We start from the raw sequence: 20,786 nt of genomic DNA, 5'->3' as shown, positions 1-20,786 counted from the left end.
TCACCGAGGGCCCTGGCCGGCACCCCGCACCGGACCCCTGAGCCGGGATGTAACAGACAGCACGCGCTGATGCGTGATGACAGCAATGAGGGAAGATGACGATGACCGACAAGAAGGACCCGGCCGCCGTCGGCGGCAGACCCGCGCTCATGCTCGGCCTGGCGACCCTCGGATTCGCGCTGAACTTCTGGGCCTGGGCGCTGCTCAGCCCGCTGGGGCCGCGGTTCAAGGACCTGCTCGGCCTGTCGGCCGCCCAACAGGCCCTGCTGGTCGCCGTCCCGGTGATCGTCGGCTCGCTGGGCCGTATCCCGGTCGGCGCGCTCACCGACCGTTTCGGCGGCAGGGTGATGTTCCCGCTGATCTCGGCCGCCACCATCGTGCCCGTCGTGTTCATCGGCGTGGCCGGGCAGAACTCGCTGCCGATGCTGCTGGTCGGCGGCTTCTTCCTGGGCATCGGCGGAACGGTGTTCGCGGTGGGCGTGCCGTTCGTCAATGCCTGGTTCCCGCCGCACCGCCGTGGCCTGGCCATCGGCATCTTCGGCGCGGGCATGGGCGGCACCGCGATCAGCGCCCTGACCACGGTCAAGCTCGTCAAGGCCGGCGGCTCGGCCACCCCCTTCCTCATCACCGCGGTCGCGCTGGCTCTCTACGCCGCCGTCGCCTGGCTGGTCATGCGCGACGCGCCAGGCCGCGCCGTCTCGGCGCAGCCGCTGTCGGGACGGCTCGCGGCCACCGCCAAACTGGCGATCACCTGGCAGGCCTGCGTCCTGTACGCCGTGGCGTTCGGCGGCTACGTCGCCTTCTCCGTCTACCTGCCCGCCTACCTGCAGACCGGCTACGGGCTGGAGCAGGCCGACGCCGCCGACCGCATGGCCGGATTCGTGGTCCTCGCGGTCGTGATGCGGCCGATCGGCGGCTGGCTGTCCGACCGGATCGGCCCGATCCCGGTCCTGGCCGGCGTGTTCGCCGTGGTCGCGATCGCGGCGGCGGTCCAGGCCCTCACTCCCGGTCTGATGCCGGTGGGCACGATCGCCTTCCTGACCATGGCCGCCGCGTTGGGCGCGGGCAGCGGCGCCACCTTCGCGCTCGTCGCGCAGGCCGCGCCGGCCGACAGGGTCGGCGCGGTCACCGGGCTGGTCGGCGCCGCGGGCGGGCTGGGCGGGTTCGTGCCGCCGCTGCTGATGGGCTTCCTCTACGGCGAACTCGGCTCCTACGGGTTCGGCCTGGCGCTGCTGGCCGCGACCTCGGCGCTGACCGTGGTGCTGACGATGACCGTGGTCCGCCTGACCGCCTCGCGACGCCTCACCCCGGTGACGTAGCCGTCCGGGTATGTGGAACAGCCGTCGGCGGTGAGAAGATCTCACTTCTCCCTCGGTCCCGCACAGGGCACCAGGCGCCGGAGAGCGGAGGTCCGGCTGCTCACCCCGGCCCCGGACAGGGGATGATCGGAACAGGGGACCGTCCGCCGGGGGCGGGCGGCCCGCGGGGTGAGCGATGCGAAGGGGCGGCCGATGAACAGGGCACGCGGTCGGCTGCGCGTCTATCTGGGCGCGGCCCCCGGTGTCGGCAAGACCTTCGCGATGCTCGACGAGGGGCACCGGAGGCTGTCGCGGGGCACCGACGTGGTCGTGGGCCTCGTCGAGACCCACGGCCGCCCCCGCACCGCCGAGCTGATCGAGGGCATCGAGGTCGTCCCCCGCAGGACCATCCCCTACCGGGGGACGACCTTCACCGAGCTCGACGTCGAGGCAGTCGTCGCGCGCGCGCCGAAGGTGGCGCTGATCGACGAGCTGGCGCACACCAACGTGCCGGGCTCGAAGAACGCCAAGCGCTGGCAGGACGTCGAGGAGATCCTCGACGCCGGCATCGACGTCATCTCCACCGTCAACATCCAGCACCTCGACTCGCTCAACGACGTCGTCCAGCAGATCACCGAGGTGCCGCAGCGCGAGACCGTGCCCGACGAGGTGGTGCGGCGGGCCGACGCGGTGCAGCTGGTGGACATGCCGCCGGACGGGCTGCGCCGCCGGATGGCCCACGGCAACATCTACGCCCCGGAGAAGATCGACGCGGCGCTGTCCAACTACTTCCGGGTGGGCAACCTGACCGCCCTGCGCGAGCTGGCCCTGCTCTGGCTCGCGGGCAAGGTCGACGACCAGCTCGACCAGTACCGCGCCGACCACGGCATCGCCGGGACCTGGGAGGCCCGCGAGCGCGTCGTGGTCGCGCTGACCGGCGGCCCCGAGGGCGACACGCTGGTACGGCGGGCCGCCCGCATCGCGGCCAGGACCAAGGGAGCCGACCTGCTGGCGGTGCACGTCACCCTCTCCGACGGGCTGGGCGGGGGCGACCCGGCGCACCTGGCGCGCCAGCGGGCGCTGGTGGAGAGCCTGGGCGGGACCTACCACCAGGTGATGGGGGAGAACGTGCCACGCGCGCTCCTCGACTTCGCCGGCGGCGTGAACGCCACGCAGCTGGTGCTCGGCGCCTCCCGCAGGGGCCGGTTCGCCCAGCTGTTCTCCCGGGGAGTCGGGGTGACCGCCACCGCGCTGTCCGGCTCCATCGACGTCCACATGATCACCCATGCCGAGGTGGGCAGGGGCGGGCGGGCCGGCCGGCCGAGGGCCGCGCTCACCCGCACCCGCAGGCTCGCCGGCTGGGCCATGGCGCTGCTGGGCATCCCGGCGTTCACCGCCGCGCTGCTCCCCTTCAGGGCCGACCTGACGCTGCCCGGCGCGATCCTGCTGTTCCTGCTCACGGTCGTCGGCGTCGCGCTGGTGGGCGGCATGTGGCCGGCCCTCACCGCCGCCGTGGCCGGCTTCCTCCTGCTCAACTACCACTTCACGCCGCCCTTCGGCCGGTTCACCGTCTCCGACCCGCACAATCTGCTCGCGCTGAGCGTCTACGTCCTGGTGGCCGCCATGGTGAGCGCGGTCGTGGACCTGGCGGCCCGGCGCACGCGGGAGGCGGCGCGGGCGCGGGCGGACGCCGAGGTGCTGTCGACCCTGGCGGGTCACGTGCTGCGCGGCGAGGCGGCGCTGCCGTCCCTGCTGGCGCGGCTGCGCGAGACCTTCACCCTGACCTCGGTGACGCTGCTGGAACGCGCCGGCGAGCCCGCCCCGGACGACCAGTCCGTGCCGGGGGCGTGGCGGATCGTGGCGACCTCGGGCGGGCCGCCCTGCGGCTGCCCGGGGGACGCCGACACCGACGTGGCGATCGACGGGGACCTGGTGCTCGCCGCGCGAGGCCGGCTGCTCGACGCCGCCGACCGGCGGGTGCTGGAGGCGTTCGCCGCGGAGGCGGCGGTGGCGCTGCGCCAGGAGCGCCTGCGCCGGGAGGCGGACCTGGCCGGGCCGCTGGCCGAGGCCGACAAGATGCGCACCGCCCTGCTCGCCGCGGTCAGCCACGACCTGCGCAGCCCGCTCGCCTCGGCCAGGCTCGCCGTCGGGAGCCTGCGCGGCACCGAGATCGAGTGGAGCGCGGAGGACCGCGAGGAACTGCTGGCCACCGCCGAGGAGTCCCTGGTCAAACTCGACCGGCTGGTCGCCAACCTGCTCGACATGAGCCGCCTGCAGGCGGGCGTGCTCGGCCTGACCCTGCAGCCGGTCGCGCTCGAAGAGGTCATCCCGCGCTCGATCGACGACCTCGGCCCGCTCCGCGACCGCGTCGAGGGCGACATCTCCGTGGACCTGCCCGAGATCCTCGCCGACCCCGCGCTGCTGGAGCGGATCCTGGTCAACGTCATGTCCAACGCCGTGCGCTACAGTCCGGCGGGCAGGAAGGTCCTCATCACCGCCAGCCGGCACGGCGACCACGTCGAGATCCGGGTCGTCGACCGCGGCCCCGGCATCCCGCCCGAGGCGCACGACCGCGTCTTCATGCCGTTCCAGCGGCTGGGCGACCGGGACAACCATACGGGCGTCGGGCTGGGGCTGGCCCTGTCCCGGGGGCTGGCGGAGGCGATGGGCGGGATGCTTGTTCCGGAGGAAACGCCAGGGGGAGGTCTCACCATGATCCTTACGCTGTCCGTCCCCTCGCGGGCACGCACATGACGCGCGTCCTCGTCGTCGACGACGAACCGCAGATCCTGCGGGCCATGCGGATCAACCTCCTCGCCCGGCACTTCGAGGTGGCGCTGGCCCCGGACGGGGGATCGGCCCTGCGGCAGGCCGCCGACTGGCACCCCGACCTGATCGTTCTCGACCTCGGGCTGCCCGACATCGACGGCGTGGACGTCATCCACGGGCTGCGCGGCTGGACCGCCGTGCCGATCATCGTGCTCTCCGGGCGGGCCGGGAACCAGGACAAGATCGAGGCCCTGGACGCGGGCGCCGACGACTACGTCACCAAGCCGTTCAACATCGAGGAACTGCTGGCCCGCATGCGGGCGGTGACCCGCCGCACCGCCGTCCAGGACGCCGAGCCCGCCCAGGTCCGGATCGGCGGCCACACGGTGGACCTGGCCAACAAGACGATCTCCGGGGGAGTGCGGCTGACCCCCACCGAGTGGCGCATGCTCGAACTCCTGCTGCGCAACCCGGGCAAACTGATCAGCCAGCGGCAGATGCTCACCCAGGTGTGGGACAGCAGGCACACCACGGAGACCAACTACCTGCGCCAGTACATGGCCCAGCTCCGCCGCAAGCTCGAACCCGACCCCGCGCGCCCGGTCCACCTGCTCACCGAACCGGGGATGGGCTACCGGTTCCAGCCCTGACCCCCGCCGCCCGGCCGTCCTCGCCGGGCCGCCGCCCCCAACCCGGCCGCCGTCACCGGGCCTCCACCGCCCGGCCGCCGTCACCCGGCCGGCAGGGTGACGGCGGTGACGGCCAGGCCGTCGGCGACGAGCCAGCGTCCGGTGAAGCCGGTCAGCCGCCGGCCCGCGACCAGCGGCCCGGGGACGAGAAGGCGGGCGGTGAAGGTGCCGGAGGGCTCGAAGGCGACCAGGGCCTCCTCGAAGTCGAGCCAGCGCCGGGCCAGCGGGAACCACGCCTTGTAGACGCTCTCCTTGGCGCTGAACAGCAGCCGGTCCCAGTGGACCGGGCCGCCGAGCCGTTCCAGCGCGTCCCGCTCCCGGTCGAGGGCGATGGCCTGCAGGACCCCCGGGGGCAGCGGCCCGTGGGGCTCGGCGTCGATGCCGACGGCGACGGCTTTCAGGGAGACGGCCGCCGCCCGGTATCCGGCGCAGTGGGTGATGGCGCCCGCCACCCCGTCGGGCCACATCGGGGCGCCGTCCCCGTCGGCCGGGATCGGCGCCGGTGGCAGTCCGAGCCGGGACAGGGCCTGGCGGGCGCAGTGACGGGCGGTGGTGAACTCGCGCCGCCTCTTGTCCACCGCCCCGGCGACGACGGCCTCCTCCTCGGGGAACAGCGCCGCGCCGGGCGGGTCCCGGAAGGCGTCCGCGCAGGCGACCCAGGACGGCAGGATCCTCTCGATCACGGAACGGCCCGCGGGGCGGGCAGGATCACGCGCGGCCGGCCGGGCGGGGTGGAGCGGGGCCGCCACTCGCGGGGGTAACCCAGCGAGACCTCCTCGAAGCGCACGCCGTCGTGCCAGGTGGTGCGGGGGATGTGCAGGTGTCCGTAGACGACCGCCTGGGCGTTGAAGCGCACGTGCCAGTCGGCCGTCTGCTCGGTGCCGCACCAGATCGCGAACTCCTGGTGGTGCATGACCAGAGTCGGCTCGCGGACCAGCGGATAGTGGTTGACGAGCACGGTCGGCATCCCCGGGGGGCAGGCCGCCAGGCGGCGCTCGGTCTCGGCGACCCTGGCCGAGCACCAGGCCGGGCGGGAGGGATGGGGGTCGGGGTGCAGGAAGACCTCGTCGGTGCAGACCACGCCCTTGTCGTAGGCGAGGGCGAGCGCCTCCTCCGCCGTCGCGACGCCGGGCACGCGGAAGGTGTAGTCGTACAGCACGAACAGCGGGGCGACGGTGACCGGCCCGCCCGGCCCGTCCCAGACCGGGTAGGGGTCCTCGGGGGTCGTCACCCCGAGGTCGCCGCAGATCTTCACCAGGTGCCGGTAGCGTTCCTCGCCGCGCAGCTGGACCGGGTCGGAGGGGTGGGTCCACAGCTCGTGGTTGCCCGGGACCCACACCACCTTGGCGAAGCGCTCGCTGAGCAGGCCCAGCGCCCACTCGACGTCGGAGACCTTCTCGGAGACGTCTCCGGCCACCAGCAGCCAGTCGGAGGCGGAGACGGGCCGCAGCTCCTCGACGATGCGCCGGTTCTCCTGGTAGCCGATGTGCAGGTCGCTGATGGCCAGCAGCGACGTCATGCCCGGACCTCCCCGGCCGCGACGGTCTCCGGGCCGGGTACGGCGAGCGGCCCGGCGGACGGCGGCAGGACCCCGGACGGCGCGGTCCCTCCTGGCCGGGGGAGACGGCCCCCCCGGGCGTCGCTCCGTGGCGCTGGGTGGAAGCGCCGGATCGGGGAACGGGCTGCCGTCAAGGTCCTTCTCCTTCGGTCGGGCCTGTAAGGATGTCGCCGTGCCGCCCCACCTCCGGGGCGGGGGCCAGTTTCTTGCTATGAGCGATGTTTGTCCAGGATCCGCTGGATCGGTGGCGCACGTCCACCGCCGAGCGGGACGAGGGCCCGCGCGGTCCGTGCGGCCCGCGTCCGGGGGTCTCTCTACCAGCGGTGGTGGACCAGGGGCCGCAGGAGCTCGTCGTGGACCTCCCGCACGCCCGCGAGCGTCTCCTCCGTCAGGGGAGCGGACCCGAGGGCGGTGCCGGCCCGCGCCTGGCCGGTGCGCGCCCCGCGGCTCACGGCCGCCGGGTGGAGCCGCGCTGGACCACCCTCCACTCGACCGGCCCGCCACCGCTCTCCTCGTCGAGGACCAGCCGGGCGCACCGGGCGCCCTGGTCGCGCAGGGACTGCGCGACGGTCGTCAGGTCGGCGGCGGCGGCCGCGTCGGTGTCGTCCCAGCCGGTGACGGCGAGGTCGCCGGGCACGGCCAGGCCCATGCGGCCGGCCGTCCGCAGCAGGCCCAGCGCGAGCTCGTCGCTCATCGCCGCGACGGCGTCCGGGACGTCCGGGCCGGCCAGCAGGTCGGCGGCGAGCCGTTCGGCCTCCCGGGCGCTGTTCCTGGAGCAGACGGCCACGCGCACCCGCGACCACGGGCCGCCGGTCTCCGCCCACGCGTCGCGGAACCCCCGCAGGCGCTGGCGGGTCACCCGGAAGCTCGCCGTGGCCGGATCCAGCGCCCGGTGCACGCCGGCGGCCCGCGCGCGGTCGAGGGGGAAGCTGAGCACCATCGGCCGGTGGGCGCCGGCGAAGGCCGCCGAGGCCACCGCGCGGGCCGCCGCCCGGTCGTCGACGGCCACGAACGACAGGTCGTCGCGGCGCGGGCCGCCGTGCACGACGGCGGGGAGACCCGTGGCGGCGACCGCGTCCACCACCGGGTCGTCGTCGGAGGTGGTCCACACCACGAAGCCGTCCACGGCCGCCTCGGCCACCCGGTCGACGTCGCCCGGAGCGCCGGTGACGGGCACGATCGTGAGCCCCAGGCCGTGGCCGGCGCACACTTCGGCGACCCCCGCCAGGAAGCGGGCGGCCTGCGGGTCTTCGAAGGCGTAGGTCAGGTGCTCACCGAGGATCACCCCGAGGCTGCCCGCGCGGCCCCGCCGGAGCGAGCGCGCACCCGGGTGGGGGCCGGGGTATCCCAGCCGCTCGGCGGCCTCGCGGACCCTGGCGCGGGTCTGCTCCGAGACCCGCTCCGGCCGGGCGTAGGTGTAGGAGACGGTCATCACCGACACCTCTGCCGCCCTGGCCACCTCCGCCATCGTCGGCCGCCGACGCGATGCAGCTCTTGTCATCCCTCACTTTAACGTGTGTATCGTTACACACATGTCTCTCCAAGCGGCCGGAGCGCGGGTCAGGGCGGCCTACTGCGGGTTCGCCGTCTTCGGAGCCTTCTGGGGGGTGTGGGGCGCGTCCGTCCCCGCGATCCGGGACCAGGCCGGGCTCACCGACGGGGAGCTGGGCACGGCGCTGCTGTACATCGGCGCCGGGGCGCTGCCGGCGATGCTGACCGCCGGACGGGCCGTCGACCGGTGGGGGCACCGGCTGACCGCGCTCCTGCTCGTCCTGCTCGGCGCCGCCGGCCTCGCGGTGGCCGTCACCGCGAGGGACCTGCCGAGCCTGTCCGTCGGGCTGGCGGTGCTCGGCGCGGTGTCGGGCGCCGCGGACGTGGCCGTCAACGCGGCCGCCGGTTCCGCCGAGAGCGCCGCCGGCCGGCCGGTCATCACCCGGGCGCACGGCGTCTTCTCCACCGCCGTGGTCGTGGCCAGCCTCGCCACCGGCCTGCTCGGCGGCGTCGCGGCGTCCGTGGTGGTGCCGTTCGCACTGGTCACGGCCGCCGCCGTGGGGGCGGGCCCGGTCATCGCCGCCGTCGCCCGCGACCGCTCCGGCGCCCCCGGCCGGTACGGCCGGCCACCGGGGTCCGGTGCCTCCGACGGTCATGGCCGGCGGCCGGGGTCCGCCGCCCGCGGCGGCCCGGCCCTGCGGGCGTATCTGCCGCTCCTGCTGGTCGCCGGCACGCTGGGCGCGCTCGCCTTCGCCGTGGAGAACGCCCACCAGAGCTGGAGCGCGGTCTACCTGGCGGACATGCTGCGCGCCGACCCCGTGCTCGCAGCCGCGGGACCCGCGGTCTTCGCCGCCGTCGTCGCCGCCACCCGGTTCGCCGCCGGCTCCCTGCCGGCCGGCCACGCCATGACCGTCCTGATCCTCGGCGCGGTCACGGCGGCGGCGGGGACGGCCGTGCTGGCCGTCTCCGCGTCCGTCCCGGCGGCGCTGCTCGGCCTCGCCCTGGCCGCCGCCGGCACCGCCGTGCTGTTCCCGACCCTGCTCGGCGTGGCCTCCGCCGGTATCCGGGACTCCGTGCGGGGAGCCGCCACGTCGGTCGTGAGCACCGTGGCCTACCTGGGCTTCCTCGCGGGGCCGGTATACGTGGGCCACTGGGCCCAGGCCGCGGGGCTGCCGGGCGCGATGCTGGCGGTGTCCGTGCTCGCCGGGGCGCTGGCCCTGCTGACGTGGCCGGCGCTGCGGGCCGTCGCCCGGCCGGGGACGGGCGGCGGCCGTCCGGCCGGGGGGCCTCCCGGGAAGGTCGGCGGGTCCCGGCCGGGGTCCTGGGACGGTCGGCCGGCCGGAGCGCCGTCCTCAGCGGAGGTCGCGCGCGGCGGCCACGACGGCCTGGCCGAGGCTGAGACCCCCGTCGTTGGGAGGGACGCGCCGGTGGGTCAGCACCCGGAAGCCGCGCAGCCGGAGCGCCTGGACGAGCCTGCCGAGCAGTAACTGGTTCTGGAAGACGCCGCCGGACAGGGCGACCGTCCCGATGCCGGTGCCGGAGCGGAGCCGGGCGCAGCTCGCCGCGGTGGCCTCGGCGAGCCCGTTGTGGAAGCGGGCGGAGACGGCCGCCGGGCCGGTCCCGGCGCGCAGGTCCTCGACGACGGCCCGGACGAGGTCGCCGGTCCGGATCGTCAGCAGTCCGCCGTCGCCGTGGAGCCGGACCGGGTAGGCGGACTCCTCGCCGGGATCGGCCCGCTGCTCCAGCGCGATCGCGGCCTGTCCCTCGTAGGTGACGGTGTCGCGGAGCCCGAGGATCGCCGCGACGGCGTCGAACAGCCGTCCGGCGCTGGAGGTCAGCGGGGAGTTCACCCCGGACCTGGCCAGCGCCACCACCTCCGCCCAGCCCCGGTGGCGGGAGCTCACCGCCAGACCGTCGGGTGGCGCGCCGTCGTAGGCGTCGTCCAGGTGCGCGGCGGCCATCCGCCAGGGCTGCCTGATCGCCGCCGTGCCGCCGGGCAGCGGCACCGGCGTCAGGCGGCCGGCCCGGGTGAAGCCGGTGAGGTCGGCCACCAGGAGCTCGCCGCCCCACAGGGTGCCGTCGGTGCCGTAGCCGAGGCCGTCGAAGGCCACGCCGATGACGGGCCCGGTCTCCTGGTTGTCGGCCAGGCAGGAGGCGATGTGCGCGTGGTGGTGCTGGACCCCCACCAGGTCGGCCCCGTCCACGTCGTGGGCGTATTTGGTGGACAGGTACTCCGGGTGGAGGTCGTGCGCGACGACCAGCGGCGTGATGCCGAGCAGCCGCCGGAAGTGGTCGATCCCCTCCGTGAACGAGCGGAGCGTCTCGTAGTTCTCCAGGTCGCCGATGTGGTGGGAGACGAAGGCGCGCTCGCCCTCGGCGAGGCAGAAGGTGTTCTTCAGCTCCGCCCCGCACGCCAGCACCGCCCGCCGTACGGGGCACGGGAGCCGCAGGGGCTCGGGGGCGTATCCCCGTGACCTCCGCAGCGGGATCGCGCGCCCTCCGGCCGCGAGGACCACCGAGTCGTCGGCGCGGACGTGGATCGGGCGGTCGTGGATGAGGAAGCGGTCGGCGACGCCGGCGAGCCGGGTGAGCGCCTCGCGGTCCCGGTGGGCGATGGGCTCGTCGGAGAGGTTGCCACTGGTCAGGACGTACGGCCGGCCGACCTCCCTGGCGAGCAGGTGGTGCACGGGCGTGTAGGGCAGCATGAGGCCGAGCCGGCGCTCGCCCGGCGCCACGGCCCCGGCCACCGGGGCGCCGGGGCGGCGGGGCAGCAGCACGATCGGCCGGCGGGGGCCGGCGAGCAGCCGCTCGGCGTCACCGTCCAGCTCGCACAGCGCGCGTGCGGCGTCGAGGTCGGCGACCATGACGGCGAACGGCCTGTCCTCGCGGTGCTTGCGCGAGCGCAGGGCCCGCACCGCGTCCTCATCGGCGGCGTCGGCCGCCAGGTGGTAGCCGCCGAGGCCCTTGACGGCCAGGACGCCGCCGGAGCGCACCAGCTCGGCCGCGAGCCCGACCGGATCGCCGCCACCGCCATCGCCGCCACCGCCATCGCCGCCACCGCCATCGCCACCACCGGCGCCGCCGCCTCCGCCGTCACCGACGACGGGGCGGCCGTCCGCGCCGAGCAGCCGCAGCGCCGGGCCGCAGGCCGGACAGCAGATCGGCTGGGCGTGGAACCTGCGGTCGTGCGGATCGAGGTATTCGGCCGTGCACTCGGCGCACATGGCGAACCCGGCCATCGTCGTGGCCGGCCGGTCGTAGGGGACGTCCCGGACGATGGTGAACCTCGGCCCGCAGTTGGTGCAGTTGATGAAGGGATGGCGGTGGCGGCGGTCGGCCGGGTCGAACAGCTCGGCCAGGCAGTCGGCGCACGTCGCGACGTCGGGGGAGATCAGCGCCGTCCTCCCGCTCCCCGCCCGGCTGGCGGCGATGCGGAAGCCGCGGTCGCCGCGCGCGGGTATGGCGGTGACGGTGACGCGGTGGATCACCGCCAGCGGCGGAGGATGGCCCCGCAGGTCCTCCTGGAAGCGCGCCACGTTCTCGCGCGTCCCCTCCGCCTCGATGAACACGCCCTCGCCGTCGTTGCCCACCCACCCCGACAGGGCCAGCCGCCGGGCCAGGGAGTGGACGTGGGGGCGGAACCCCACCCCCTGCACGATCCCCTCGACCCGGATCCTGATCCGCGTCCGGGACGCGGCCCGGGTCCCTCCGGTGCTCATCCGGCCATCTTCCCGGCCTTCCCCGGGCCGGTGGCGGCGGACGCGCGCGGTCCCGGAGAGAAGGTTGCGCCCATGATCAGACCTTTACTCCGGTTTGTAGCGGTGAAGGTGTCGAGTCCGCGAACACTCACCGTAATCTGACGACTACCGTAAATAACGGAGTGTCTACATGTCAGTGACATCGACCATGCAACTAGCCGTCGGTGAGGCCTTCGCCCGGCGCGAGCGTGCCGGACTCGCCCTCGCCGAGGACTCCGCGCGCATCGCGCGGGCCTGCCAGGACATGGCGGCCCGCTTCCACCGGGGCGGGAAGCTGATCGTCTTCGGCAACGGCGGCGGCGGCACGGACGCGGCCCACATCGCGGTCGAGTTCATGCACCCGGTCATCGTGGGCAAGAGGGCCCTGCCCGCCGTGGCGCTGAGCAACGACGCCGCCACGGTCAGCGGGGTGAGCAGCCGTGAGGGACTGGCCGAGACCTTCGCCCACCAGGTGCACCGCTGGGCGGACCCGGCCGACATGGCGCTGGGCGTCTCCCGCGACGGCCGGTGCGCGAACGTCCTGCGCGGCCTGGAGATGGCCAAGACGCTGGGCCTGTTCACCCTCGCCCTGACCGGCGGAGACGGAGGCCCCATCGGGCGGAGCCCGGCGGCCGACCACGTCCTGACCGTCGCCTCGGACGACCCCGCCGTGGTCAAGGAGATCCACGTCACCGCCTATCACGTGCTGTGGGAGCTGGTCCACGTGTTCTTCGAGCAGTCCGGCCCGCTCGCCGACGGGGCGCGCAGCGGGGCGACCCCATGACCGGCCCCGCTGACTGTCCGGCCGGCACGTGCCTCACCTGCTCCGACGAGGCCGTGCCGATGACGGTGGTCCGGCTGATGGACCCCGACCTGGCGGTGGCCCGCACCGGCGCTGTCACCGAGGAGGTGAGCGTGGCGCTGGTCGACGCGGCGGTGGGCGACACCGTCCTCGTGCACGCCAAGGAGGCCATCGCCGTGATCGCGAAAGGAGACGGCGATGAGCACGCTTGAGGAGCCGCGGGCCGAGGGAGTGCGGGACCTGTACCCCTTCCTCTACGAGAGCCGGGCCGACGTCGAGTCGGTGCTGGCGCAGGCGTGCCGGTCCACCGAGGAGAAGGCGGCCGAGATCGTACGGCTGCGCTGGCAGGTGGCCGAGGCGTCGGCCGACGCCCTCATGGAGTGCGCCGAGGAGATGGCGCTCCGCTTCGCCTCCGGCGGGCGGCTGTTCGCCTTCGGCAACGGCGGCAGCAGCACCGACGCCCAGGAGATGGCCACCGCCTTCCTCCACCCGCCCTACGGACTGTCCCTGCCCGCCCTCTCCCTGACCAGCGACGTCGCCGTGGTCACCGCCCTCTCCAACGACGTGGGGTTCGACGTCGTCTTCGCGCGCCAGCTGGCGGCGCTGGGGCGGCACGGTGACATCGCCGTCGGCCTGTCGACGAGCGGCGGCTCCGCCAACGTCGTCCAGGCGTTCGAGGAGGCCACGCGCAGGGGCATGCTCACCATCGGCCTGACCGGGGAACAGGGGGGCCGACTGGCCGAGCTCGACCTGCTCGACTACCTGTTCGCGGTCCCCTCGTCGTCGGTGCACCGCATCCAGGAGGCCCAGACGACGGTCTACCACGTGCTGTGGGAGCTCACCCAGCACGCGCTGGGGGCGGTCCCCGACTCATAGGCCCGCCGCACCGGCCGATCCGCCGCCGGTGATCCCGGCAGAAGGGACGCGTCATGACCCGTACCGCACAGGCCCCCCGCACCGAGAACGACCGATCGCCATCGACGAGGAGTGGGGAGGCGGGATGACAGCGCCGACGGAATCAGCGGGCGGCAGGCCGCGGGAGCAGGAAGAGCCGGTCGTCCACATTCTCTGGATCAACGCCGGGCTGAGCTGTGACGGCGACTCCGTCGCCCTCACCGCGGCGATGCAGCCGAGCATCGAGGAGATCGTGCTGGGCGCGCTCCCCGGGCTGCCCCGGATCGCGGTGCACTGGCCGCTGATCGACTTCGAGTCCGGCCCGATGCAGGGCGCGGACGTGTTCATCGAGTGGTTCTTCAAGGCCGACCGGGGGGAGCTCGACCCCTTCGTGCTGGTGGTGGAGGGCTCGATCCCGAACGAGTCGATCAAGCAGGAGGGTTACTGGTGCGGGTTCGGCAACAACCCGGAGACCGGCCAGCCCATGACCACCAGCGAGTGGCTGGACCGGCTGGCGCCCAAGGCGACGGCGGTGCTGGCGGCCGGCACCTGCGCGACCTACGGCGGGATCCACGCGATGGCCGGCAACCCCACCGGGGCCATGGGCGTCGCCGACTACCTGGGCTGGGACTGGAGGTCGAAGGCCGGGCTGCCGATCGTCAACGTCCCGGGCTGCCCGATCCAGCCGGACAACCTGTCGGAGACGATCCTCTACCTGCTCTACCAGGTGTCCGGCCAGGCGCCCATGATCCCGCTGGACGACGCGCTCCGCCCGACGTGGCTGTTCGGCCAGACCGTGCACGAGGGCTGTGACCGGGCGGGCTACTACGAGCAGGGGCAGTTCGCCACCGAGTACGGCTCGCCCAAGTGCCTGGTCAAGATCGGCTGCTGGGGGCCGGTGGTCAAGTGCAACGTGCCCAAGCGCGGCTGGATGAACGGCATCGGCGGCTGCCCCAACGTGGGAGGGATCTGCATCGCGTGCACGATGCCCGGGTTCCCGGACAAGTTCATGCCGTTCATGGACGAGCCGCCGGGAGCCCGGGTGTCGTCGACGATCAGCGGCGCCTACGGCGGTGTGATCCGCACCCTGCGCTCGATCACCCTCAAGACAGTCGACAAGGAGCCGAAGTGGCGCAAGAAGGGCCGCGAGCTGCTCACCGGTTACAAGGCGTCCTGGAGATGAAATGAAGACCTCACCGAGACCAGGGCAGCCCGGCCCGCAGGGCCAGCCGCGCGAGCTGGTCGAGATGTCCTGGGATCCCATCACGCGGATCGTCGGGAGCCTGGGCATCTACTGCAAGGTCGACTTCAAGAACCGGCAGGTGGCCGAGTGCTACAGCACCTCGTCGATCTTCCGCGGCTACAGCATCTTCATGAAGGGCAAGGACCCGCGGGACGCGCACTTCATCACCAGCCGGATCTGCGGGATCTGCGGCGACAACCACGCCACCTGCTCGGTCTACGCCCAGAACATGGCCTACGGCGTCCGGCCGCCGGCGCTGGGGGAGTGGATCCTCAACTGCGGTGAGGCCGCCGAATACATGTTCGACCACAACATCTACCAGGAGAACCTGGTGGGGGTCGACTACTGCGAGAAGATGGTGCGCGAGACCAACCCCGGCGTGCTGGCCCAGGCCGAGCGGACCGAGGCCCCGCACGCGGCCGACCACGGCTACCGGACCATCGCCGACATCATGCGCTCGCTGAACCCCCTGGAGGGGGAGTTCTACCGCGAGGCGCTGGCGATGAGCCGCACCACCAGGGAGATGTTCTGCCTGATGGAGGGGCGGCACGTGCACCCCTCCACGCTCTACCCCGGCGGGGTGGGCACGGTCGCGACGGTGCAGCTGTTCACCGACTACCTGAGCCGGCTGACGCGCTACGTGGAGTTCATGAAGCGCGTGGTGCCCATGCACGACGACCTGTTCGACTTCTTCTACGACGCGCTGCCCGGCTACGAGGAGGTCGGGCGCAGGCGCGTGCTGCTGGGGTGCTGGGGCACCTTCCAGGATCCGGCGCACTGCGACTTCACCTACGAGAACATGAGCGCCTGGGGGCGCGAGATGTTCGTCACCCCGGGTGTGATCGTCGACGGCAGGCTCGTCACCAACGACCTGGTGGACATCAACCTCGGCATCCGGATCCTGCTGGGCAGCTCCTACTACGACGACTGGCAGGGGCAGGAGCCGTTCGTCACCCACGACCCGCTGGGCAACCCGGTCGACATCCGCCACCCGTGGAACCAGCACACCATCCCGCGCCCGCAGAAACGCGACTTCAACGACAAATACAGCTGGGTGATGTCGCCCCGCTGGTTCGACGGGCAGGACATGCTCGCCCTGGACACCGGCGGCGGCCCGATCGCCCGGCTCTGGTCGACCGCGCTGTCGGGCAAGGTGGACATCGGCTACGTCAAGGCCACCGGCCACAGCGTGCAGATCAACCTGCCGCGCACGGCCACGCGGCCGGAGAAGACGTTCGAGTGGAAGATCCCCGAGCGCAACGGCGAGCTGCTGTCCAACGCGCTCGAACGCAACCGGGCCCGCACCTACTTCCAGGCCTACGCGGCGGCGTGCGCGCTGCACTTCGCCGAGCAGGGCCTGGCCGAGGTGCGCGCGGGACGCACCCAGACCTGGGCGCCGTTCACCGTCCCCGACGAGGCGATCAGCTGCGGCTTCAGCGAGGCGGTCCGGGGCGTGCTCTCCCACCACATGGTGATCAGGGACGGCCGGATCGCCAACTACCACCCGTACCCGCCGACGCCCTGGAACGCGAGCGTCCGCGACGTCAACGGCGTGCCGGGGCCGTACGAGGACGCGGTTCAGAACACCCCGATCTTCGAGGAGAACCCGCCGGAGAACTTCAAGGGCATCGACATCATGCGCGCCGTGCGCAGCTTCGACCCCTGTCTGCCGTGCGGGGTCCACATGTACCTCGGCGGCGGCAAGGAACTGCGCAAGCTGCACACCCCCCATGCCGCCAGCACCCTGTGATCGATCGGCCGCCGGGGAGCCGTCGGCTCCCCGGCGTGAGGACTGAGGAAAGGTGGCCCGGGCACAATGCTGCAAGCCCATGACGTCCAGGCGGCCGGCGGCCGCGTCGAGGCGCTGATCGCCGAACTCGCCACGCTCAGCGATCCCGCGACACGCGCCAAGGCCGAGGAACTCGTCCGGGTCCTGGTCGAGCTGTACGGCGCCGGTCTGGAACGCGTCGTCGAGATCGTCACCGAGACCGAGGCGGCGGAGGTGCTCCACCGCCTCGCCGGCGACGACCTCGTCTCAAGCCTGCTCGTGCTGCACGACCTGCATCCGCTGAGCACCGCCGAGCGCGTCCGCGAGGCGCTCGACGGCGTCCGGCCCCGCCTCGGGCTGGGCGAGGACGGCATCGAGCTGCTCGGCGTGGACGAGGCCGGGGTCGTCCGGCTGCGGCTGCGGGGCACCGGCCACGGCTGCCCCTCCTCGCGCTCCGCCGTCACCGACGCCATCGAACGCGCCGTCGTCCAGGCCGCGCCGGAGGTGTCCGGGGTGGACGTCGAGGAGCAGGCCGGCGACCGGGCGCCGCTGCTGCAGATCCAGCGGCACCGGCCCGGCCCGTGCCCGGAGCCGGAGAAGATCCCGTGACGGCCACCGGGCTGCGCCGCTTCCGCGGGCCCCGGCAGGCGCGGGTGGCGCGGTGCGAACTGTGCGCCGAGCCGGCCGGCGAGGACCACGGCCACGTGGTGAACCTCGAGAGCCGGGCGCTGCTGTGCGCCTGCCGGGCCTGCCGCCTGCTGTTCGACCACGGCGCGGGCGCCCGCGGGCGCTACCGCGCGGTGCCGGAGCGCTACCTCTACGCCCCGTCGTTCAGCGTCGGCGCGGCCGACTGGGAGGAGCTCCAGATCCCGGTCCGCACGGCGTTCTTCTTCCGCAACTCCGCGCTCGACCAGATGGTCGCCTTCTACCCGAGCCCTGCGGGGGCGACGGAGTCCCTGCTCCCGATGGAGACCTGGGAGCGCGTCATGAAGGCCAACCCGATGCCGGCCGACGTCCTGCCGGACGTCGAGGCGTTCCTGGTGGACCGCCGGCCCGAGGGCGGCACCGCCTGTTACCTGGTGCCGATCTCCGCCTGCTACGAGCTCGTCGGCCTGGTGCGGCTGCACTGGAAGGGCTTCGGCGGCGGCCAGGAGGCGTGGGAGGCCATCGAGGGCTTCTTCGCGGAGCTGCGCGGCCGCAGCCGCGTCGTGCCGGCCGGAGCCGGAGGGCAAGACGATGACCGATGAGCTCCGTTTCGCCTGCGTGGGCGCGAGGGCCGAGCCGCACGCGGCCTTCCCGACGCTGGTCTTCCGGCTGCGGATCACCGAGCCGTCCCCCGGCGGGGTGCACGCCATCGCGCTGCGCTGCCAGATCCGGGTGGAACCGCACCTCAGGCGGTACGTCCCGGCGGAGGCGGAGCTGCTGGAGGACCTCTTCGGAGACCCCTCGCGCTGGGGCGACACGCTGAAACCCCTGCAGTTCGCCAACGTCTCGGTCACCGTCCCCGCCTTCACCGGGACCACCGAGATCGACCTGCCCGTGCCCTGCAGCTACGACCTGGAGGTGGCCGCGGGCAAATACTTCGCCGCGCTGGACGGCGGCGAGGTCCCCCTCCTGCTGCTCTTCAGCGGCACCGTGTTCGCCCGGGCGGAGAACGGTTTCGCCGTGGGACAGGTGCCGTGGCACTGCGAGGCCCGCCACGGGCTGCCGGTGACCGTCTGGCGGGAGCTGATGGACCGCTACTTCCCCGGGACCGGATGGCTGAGGCTGCGCCGGGACACCCTGCGGGCCCTGCACCGCTTCAAGACCGGACGCGCCCTGGCGACGTGGGACGCGGCGGTGGAACAACTACTCAAGGAGACGCCGGGGTGAGCGTGCCGATGGAGATTGCCCGGCGGGTGGCCGACGCGGTGCTGTACGAGGGCTACCTGCTCTACCCCTACCGGGCGTCGGCGGCCAAGAACCGGGTGCGCTGGCAGTTCGGGGTGCTCGTGCCCCCGGGGTTCTCCGCCACCGCCGAACCCTCCTCCAGCGTGACCGAATGCCTCCTCGAACGGGCCGACGACGCCGTGGTCCGCCTGCGCCTGCGGTTCCTGCACGTCAGGACCCGCAGCGTCGAGCGGGCCGAGGACGGCGGCCACCGGCCGGTGGAGGAGCTGACCAGCGGCGGCCGGACCTACCTCACCTTCGAGGAGGCGACCGAGCGCGAGGTGGAGGCCGTACTGCCCGTCGCCGCCCTGCTCGGCGCCGAACGGACGGTCGAGGTGCGCCTCCCCGGAGACCGCTCGGCCGAGCTGATCCTCGCCCCGTCCGGCGAGCGGGAGGGCCGCGTCGTCTCCGAGCACCTGCCGCTGCAGGCGGTGCTCAGAGCCGGGGCCGAGCGGGTGCCGGGCCCGTACGGCCTGATCAGGCTGCGCGTCCGGGTGGAGAACACCTCCGGCTGGACCGGGCCGGACGCGACGCGCGAGCAGGCGCTGCGGCGCTCGCTGATCTCGGCACACCTGCTCGTCGGGGTGACCGGAGGCGCCTTCGTCTCCCTGCTCGATCCGCCGGAGTGGGCCCGGCCGGCCGCGGAGGACTGCCGCAACGAGCACACCTGGCCCGTGCTCGTCGGCGAGCCCGGCCACCGCGACGTGGTGCTGTCCTCGCCGATCATCCTGTACGACTACCCGGACATCGCCCCGGAGAGCCCGGGCGAGCTGTTCGACTCCACCGAGATCGACGAGATGCTCCACCTGCGCACCATCACCCTCACCGAGGAGGAGACGCGGCAGGCCAGGGCGACCGATCCCCGGGCGGCCCGGCTCATCGACATGGTCGGTGACATGCCGCCCGAGATGGTGGAGCGGCTCCACGGCGTGATCCGCTACCTGGGCGCGCCCGCGCGGGAGGCCGGCACGCCCTGGTGGGACCCGGGGGCCGACCAGGGCGTGTCGCCGGACACCGACAGCGTGGTCGTCTCCGGGGTGGAGGTCGCCCGGGGGAGCCGGGTCCGGCTGGTCCCCGGCAGGCGCCGCGCCGACGCCCACGACATGTTCCTGGCCGGCCGGACCGCCCGGGTGGAGGCCGTGCTCCTCGACCTCGACGGGGCCCGGCACCTGGCCGTCACCCTGGAGGGGGACCCGGGCGCGGACCTGCACCGATCCCACGGCCGCTTCCTCTACTTCGCCCCCGACGAGGTCGAGCCGCTGGAGAACGGGGAGGCCATCGCATGAGGATCCTCGTCGCGGGGGTCGGGAACGTGTTTCTCGGCGACGACGGCTTCGGCGTCACGGTGGCCAGGCGGCTGGCGGGCACGGAGCTGCCCGACGGGGTCCTGGTCACCGACTTCGGCATCCGCGGCGTCCACCTCGCCTACGAGCTCACCGGCGGCGGCTACGACGCCACGATCCTCCTCGACGCGGCCTCGCGCGGCAGCCCGCCCGGCACGCTGTACGTGCTGGAGCCGTCGCCCGGCGAGTGCCCGGGGTCCTTCGTCGACGCCCACGCCATGACGCCCGAGTCGGTGCTCGCGCTGGCGGACACGCTCGGCGGCGTGACCGGTCGGGTCCTGCTCGTCGGCTGCGAGCCCGCCGACCTGTCGCCCGGCATGGAGCTGAGCGCCCCGGTCGCCGGCGCCGTCGGCGCGGCGGTGAACCTGGTCCGGGAGCTGCTCCTGGAGCTGGTCGGGCAACAGACCGCGCCGGTGCGCGCCGGCACGGGTCACGAGGAGGAACGGACATGCTGAAACGTCTGATCGTCGGAGCGCTCGTCGCCGGGGTGGCGGTGCTGGTCGTCCAGTCGATCCCCGACATCAAGCGCTATCTGCGGATCAGGAAGATGTGACGGCCCCGACGCCTGCGCATCTGACGGCGGGCCGTGCCACGGCCCGGTGGAACGACAAGTGGGACCGAACGGAACGAGGTGAAGTTCAGCCATGCATGAATTCGGGATCGCGGAGGCGATCCTCGACGCGGTGGAGAGACGGGCGGCCGGCCGGCGGGTGGAGCGGGCGAGGGTGCACGCGGGTGCCCTGCTCCGCATCACGGAGCCGGTGATCAATCAGGCGTTCGCCATGGTCGCGGACGGGTCGCTGGCCGAGGGCGCGAAGGTGGACCTGGTCATCGTCCCGGTGCAGCTGCTGTGCCGCTCCTGCGGGCAGACGGCCGCCTCCGTCGACCCCTTCGCCACCTGCCCCGAATGCGGCGGCACCGATATCGACACCGAGGGCGGCGACGACCTCGTCCTCGAATCCATCCAGATGGCGGAGGCCGCTCATGTGCCTGGGGATCCCCGGCGAGATCGTGGAAATCCTGTCGGACCGTCCTGACCTGGCGATGGTCGACGTCAGCGGGGTACGGCGGGCGATCAACATCGGCCTGCTGGAGGAGGAGTCCCTCATCCCCGGCGACTGGATCCTCATCCACGTCGGGTTCGCGCTGTCGAAGATCGACGAGGAGGAGGCACGGGCCGCGCTCGACTTCCTCGAAAGCATCGGCGAGGCGTACGAGGACGAGATCGCGGCTCTCCGCGAATCCATGATCGAGCAGGGGTGAGG

21 protein-coding genes and 1 pseudogene are annotated in these 20,786 nt (G+C 73.5%); 17 read left to right on the top strand and 5 right to left on the bottom strand.

The genetic code is table 11. The features are described 5' to 3' along the window. Positions 1-95 precede the first annotated feature (95 nt). From J2S55_RS46550 to J2S55_RS46540, 3 genes are all read left to right on the top strand, one after another. Positions 96-1,319, top strand: a complete 1,224-nt coding sequence (locus tag J2S55_RS46550; RefSeq protein WP_306875024.1) for an MFS transporter — start codon at positions 96-98, stop codon at positions 1,317-1,319. Between the two features lie 192 nt (positions 1,320-1,511). Beyond that, complete coding sequence (locus J2S55_RS46545) at positions 1,512-4,052, top strand: sensor histidine kinase (protein WP_306875021.1); 2,541 nt, start codon at positions 1,512-1,514, stop codon at positions 4,050-4,052. Then, complete coding sequence (locus J2S55_RS46540) at positions 4,049-4,717, top strand: response regulator (protein ID WP_306875018.1); 669 nt, start codon at positions 4,049-4,051, stop codon at positions 4,715-4,717. The genes J2S55_RS46545 and J2S55_RS46540 overlap by 4 nt, the downstream gene beginning before the upstream one ends. 80 nt (positions 4,718-4,797) lie before the next feature. Here J2S55_RS46540 and J2S55_RS46535 read toward each other — a convergent pair whose 3' ends face one another. The 4 genes from J2S55_RS46535 to J2S55_RS46520 all read right to left on the bottom strand — a co-directional run bounded on the left by J2S55_RS46535 (position 4,798) and on the right by J2S55_RS46520 (position 7,782). Continuing rightward, positions 4,798-5,439 carry a 4'-phosphopantetheinyl transferase family protein gene (locus tag J2S55_RS46535; protein WP_306875015.1) on the bottom strand — a complete coding sequence of 214 codons (642 nt, stop codon included), beginning with the start codon at positions 5,437-5,439 and terminating at the stop codon, positions 4,798-4,800. Beyond that, positions 5,436-6,275: a metallophosphoesterase family protein gene (locus J2S55_RS46530; protein ID WP_306875012.1), complete on the bottom strand. Its 840-nt coding sequence runs from the start codon at positions 6,273-6,275 to the stop codon at positions 5,436-5,438. The genes J2S55_RS46535 and J2S55_RS46530 overlap by 4 nt, the downstream gene beginning before the upstream one ends. Before the next feature lie 353 nt (positions 6,276-6,628). After that, complete coding sequence (locus J2S55_RS46525; RefSeq protein ID WP_306875009.1) at positions 6,629-6,766, bottom strand: hypothetical protein; 138 nt, start codon at positions 6,764-6,766, stop codon at positions 6,629-6,631. Then, positions 6,763-7,782: a LacI family DNA-binding transcriptional regulator gene (locus J2S55_RS46520; protein WP_306875909.1), complete on the bottom strand. Its 1,020-nt coding sequence runs from the start codon at positions 7,780-7,782 to the stop codon at positions 6,763-6,765. The genes J2S55_RS46525 and J2S55_RS46520 overlap by 4 nt, the downstream gene beginning before the upstream one ends. Before the next feature lie 64 nt (positions 7,783-7,846). Between J2S55_RS46520 and J2S55_RS46515 the strand changes: the two are divergent. Next, positions 7,847-8,929: pseudogene (locus J2S55_RS46515) on the top strand (MFS transporter); the annotation flags it as partial. Between the two features lie 228 nt (positions 8,930-9,157). On the opposite strand, the gene hypF reads toward J2S55_RS46515, so the two are convergent. Next, positions 9,158-11,524, bottom strand: a complete 2,367-nt coding sequence (gene hypF / locus J2S55_RS46510) for a carbamoyltransferase HypF (protein WP_306875006.1) — start codon at positions 11,522-11,524, stop codon at positions 9,158-9,160. A gap of 169 nt (positions 11,525-11,693) precedes the next feature. Here hypF and J2S55_RS46505 point away from each other — a divergent pair, with 169 nt between their 5' ends. The 13 genes from J2S55_RS46505 to J2S55_RS46450 all read left to right on the top strand — a co-directional run bounded on the left by J2S55_RS46505 (position 11,694) and on the right by J2S55_RS46450 (position 20,784). After that, complete coding sequence (locus J2S55_RS46505; RefSeq protein WP_306875004.1) at positions 11,694-12,326, top strand: D-sedoheptulose-7-phosphate isomerase; 633 nt, start codon at positions 11,694-11,696, stop codon at positions 12,324-12,326. Further along, positions 12,323-12,556, top strand: a complete 234-nt coding sequence (locus J2S55_RS46500; protein ID WP_306875002.1) for a HypC/HybG/HupF family hydrogenase formation chaperone — start codon at positions 12,323-12,325, stop codon at positions 12,554-12,556. Before J2S55_RS46505 ends, J2S55_RS46500 begins: the two co-directional genes overlap by 4 nt. Further along, complete coding sequence (locus J2S55_RS46495; RefSeq protein ID WP_306874999.1) at positions 12,543-13,220, top strand: D-sedoheptulose-7-phosphate isomerase; 678 nt, start codon at positions 12,543-12,545, stop codon at positions 13,218-13,220. Before J2S55_RS46500 ends, J2S55_RS46495 begins: the two co-directional genes overlap by 14 nt. A 124-nt stretch (positions 13,221-13,344) precedes the next feature. Beyond that, on the top strand, positions 13,345-14,421 hold the full coding sequence (locus J2S55_RS46490; RefSeq protein ID WP_306874997.1) for an NADH-quinone oxidoreductase subunit B family protein: 1,077 nt from the start codon (positions 13,345-13,347) through the stop codon (positions 14,419-14,421). A gap of 1 nt (position 14,422) precedes the next feature. After that, on the top strand, positions 14,423-16,231 hold the full coding sequence (locus J2S55_RS46485; protein ID WP_306874995.1) for a nickel-dependent hydrogenase large subunit: 1,809 nt from the start codon (positions 14,423-14,425) through the stop codon (positions 16,229-16,231). A 66-nt stretch (positions 16,232-16,297) separates the two neighbouring features. Beyond that, positions 16,298-16,858 (top strand): NifU family protein, encoded by a 561-nt coding sequence (locus tag J2S55_RS46480; RefSeq protein WP_306874992.1) that lies wholly within the window; start codon positions 16,298-16,300, stop codon positions 16,856-16,858. After that, positions 16,855-17,496, top strand: a complete 642-nt coding sequence (locus J2S55_RS46475) for a DUF5947 family protein (protein ID WP_306874989.1) — start codon at positions 16,855-16,857, stop codon at positions 17,494-17,496. The genes J2S55_RS46480 and J2S55_RS46475 overlap by 4 nt, the downstream gene beginning before the upstream one ends. Further along, positions 17,486-18,121 carry a DUF6084 family protein gene (locus J2S55_RS46470; RefSeq protein WP_306874986.1) on the top strand — a complete coding sequence of 212 codons (636 nt, stop codon included), beginning with the start codon at positions 17,486-17,488 and terminating at the stop codon, positions 18,119-18,121. The genes J2S55_RS46475 and J2S55_RS46470 overlap by 11 nt, the downstream gene beginning before the upstream one ends. Continuing rightward, positions 18,118-19,464, top strand: a complete 1,347-nt coding sequence (locus tag J2S55_RS46465; protein ID WP_306874982.1) for a hypothetical protein — start codon at positions 18,118-18,120, stop codon at positions 19,462-19,464. Before J2S55_RS46470 ends, J2S55_RS46465 begins: the two co-directional genes overlap by 4 nt. Beyond that, complete coding sequence (locus tag J2S55_RS46460) at positions 19,461-19,976, top strand: hydrogenase maturation protease (RefSeq protein WP_306874980.1); 516 nt, start codon at positions 19,461-19,463, stop codon at positions 19,974-19,976. Before J2S55_RS46465 ends, J2S55_RS46460 begins: the two co-directional genes overlap by 4 nt. Next, positions 19,970-20,074: a DUF6893 family small protein gene (locus J2S55_RS48600; protein WP_370879767.1), complete on the top strand. Its 105-nt coding sequence runs from the start codon at positions 19,970-19,972 to the stop codon at positions 20,072-20,074. The genes J2S55_RS46460 and J2S55_RS48600 overlap by 7 nt, the downstream gene beginning before the upstream one ends. A 91-nt stretch (positions 20,075-20,165) precedes the next feature. Then, entirely contained in the window at positions 20,166-20,558 is a 393-nt protein-coding gene (locus tag J2S55_RS46455) for a hydrogenase maturation nickel metallochaperone HypA/HybF (RefSeq protein ID WP_306874979.1), read from the top strand. Then, positions 20,533-20,784: a HypC/HybG/HupF family hydrogenase formation chaperone gene (locus J2S55_RS46450; RefSeq protein WP_306874975.1), complete on the top strand. Its 252-nt coding sequence runs from the start codon at positions 20,533-20,535 to the stop codon at positions 20,782-20,784. The genes J2S55_RS46455 and J2S55_RS46450 overlap by 26 nt, the downstream gene beginning before the upstream one ends. Positions 20,785-20,786 lie beyond the last annotated feature (2 nt).

Origin of the sequence: Streptosporangium brasiliense (assembly GCF_030811595.1) — a bacterium.
GTDB lineage: Bacteria > Actinomycetota > Actinomycetes > Streptosporangiales > Streptosporangiaceae > Streptosporangium > Streptosporangium brasiliense.
The sequence above is the reverse complement of the archived record's forward strand: the minus strand, read 5'-3'. Positions and strand labels throughout refer to the sequence as shown.

Bases quoted from the DNA above. Each gene is read 5' to 3' on its own strand.
- J2S55_RS46550 (WP_306875024.1), top strand. From the start codon at position 96: ATGACGATGACCGACAAGAAGGACCCGGCCGCCGTCGGCGGCAGACCC.
- J2S55_RS46545 (WP_306875021.1), top strand. From the start codon at position 1,512: ATGAACAGGGCACGCGGTCGGCTGCGCGTCTATCTGGGCGCGGCCCCC.
- J2S55_RS46540 (WP_306875018.1), top strand. From the start codon at position 4,049: ATGACGCGCGTCCTCGTCGTCGACGACGAACCGCAGATCCTGCGGGCC.
- J2S55_RS46530 (WP_306875012.1), bottom strand. From the start codon at position 6,275: ATGACGTCGCTGCTGGCCATCAGCGACCTGCACATCGGCTACCAGGAG.
- J2S55_RS46520 (WP_306875909.1), bottom strand. From the start codon at position 7,782: ATGGCGGAGGTGGCCAGGGCGGCAGAGGTGTCGGTGATGACCGTCTCC.
- hypF (WP_306875006.1), bottom strand. From the start codon at position 11,524: ATGAGCACCGGAGGGACCCGGGCCGCGTCCCGGACGCGGATCAGGATC.
- J2S55_RS46505 (WP_306875004.1), top strand. From the start codon at position 11,694: ATGTCAGTGACATCGACCATGCAACTAGCCGTCGGTGAGGCCTTCGCC.
- J2S55_RS46500 (WP_306875002.1), top strand. From the start codon at position 12,323: ATGACCGGCCCCGCTGACTGTCCGGCCGGCACGTGCCTCACCTGCTCC.
- J2S55_RS46495 (WP_306874999.1), top strand. From the start codon at position 12,543: ATGAGCACGCTTGAGGAGCCGCGGGCCGAGGGAGTGCGGGACCTGTAC.
- J2S55_RS46490 (WP_306874997.1), top strand. From the start codon at position 13,345: ATGACAGCGCCGACGGAATCAGCGGGCGGCAGGCCGCGGGAGCAGGAA.
- J2S55_RS46485 (WP_306874995.1), top strand. From the start codon at position 14,423: ATGAAGACCTCACCGAGACCAGGGCAGCCCGGCCCGCAGGGCCAGCCG.
- J2S55_RS46480 (WP_306874992.1), top strand. From the start codon at position 16,298: ATGCTGCAAGCCCATGACGTCCAGGCGGCCGGCGGCCGCGTCGAGGCG.
- J2S55_RS46470 (WP_306874986.1), top strand. From the start codon at position 17,486: ATGACCGATGAGCTCCGTTTCGCCTGCGTGGGCGCGAGGGCCGAGCCG.
- J2S55_RS46460 (WP_306874980.1), top strand. From the start codon at position 19,461: ATGAGGATCCTCGTCGCGGGGGTCGGGAACGTGTTTCTCGGCGACGAC.
- J2S55_RS48600 (WP_370879767.1), top strand. From the start codon at position 19,970: ATGCTGAAACGTCTGATCGTCGGAGCGCTCGTCGCCGGGGTGGCGGTG.
- J2S55_RS46455 (WP_306874979.1), top strand. From the start codon at position 20,166: ATGCATGAATTCGGGATCGCGGAGGCGATCCTCGACGCGGTGGAGAGA.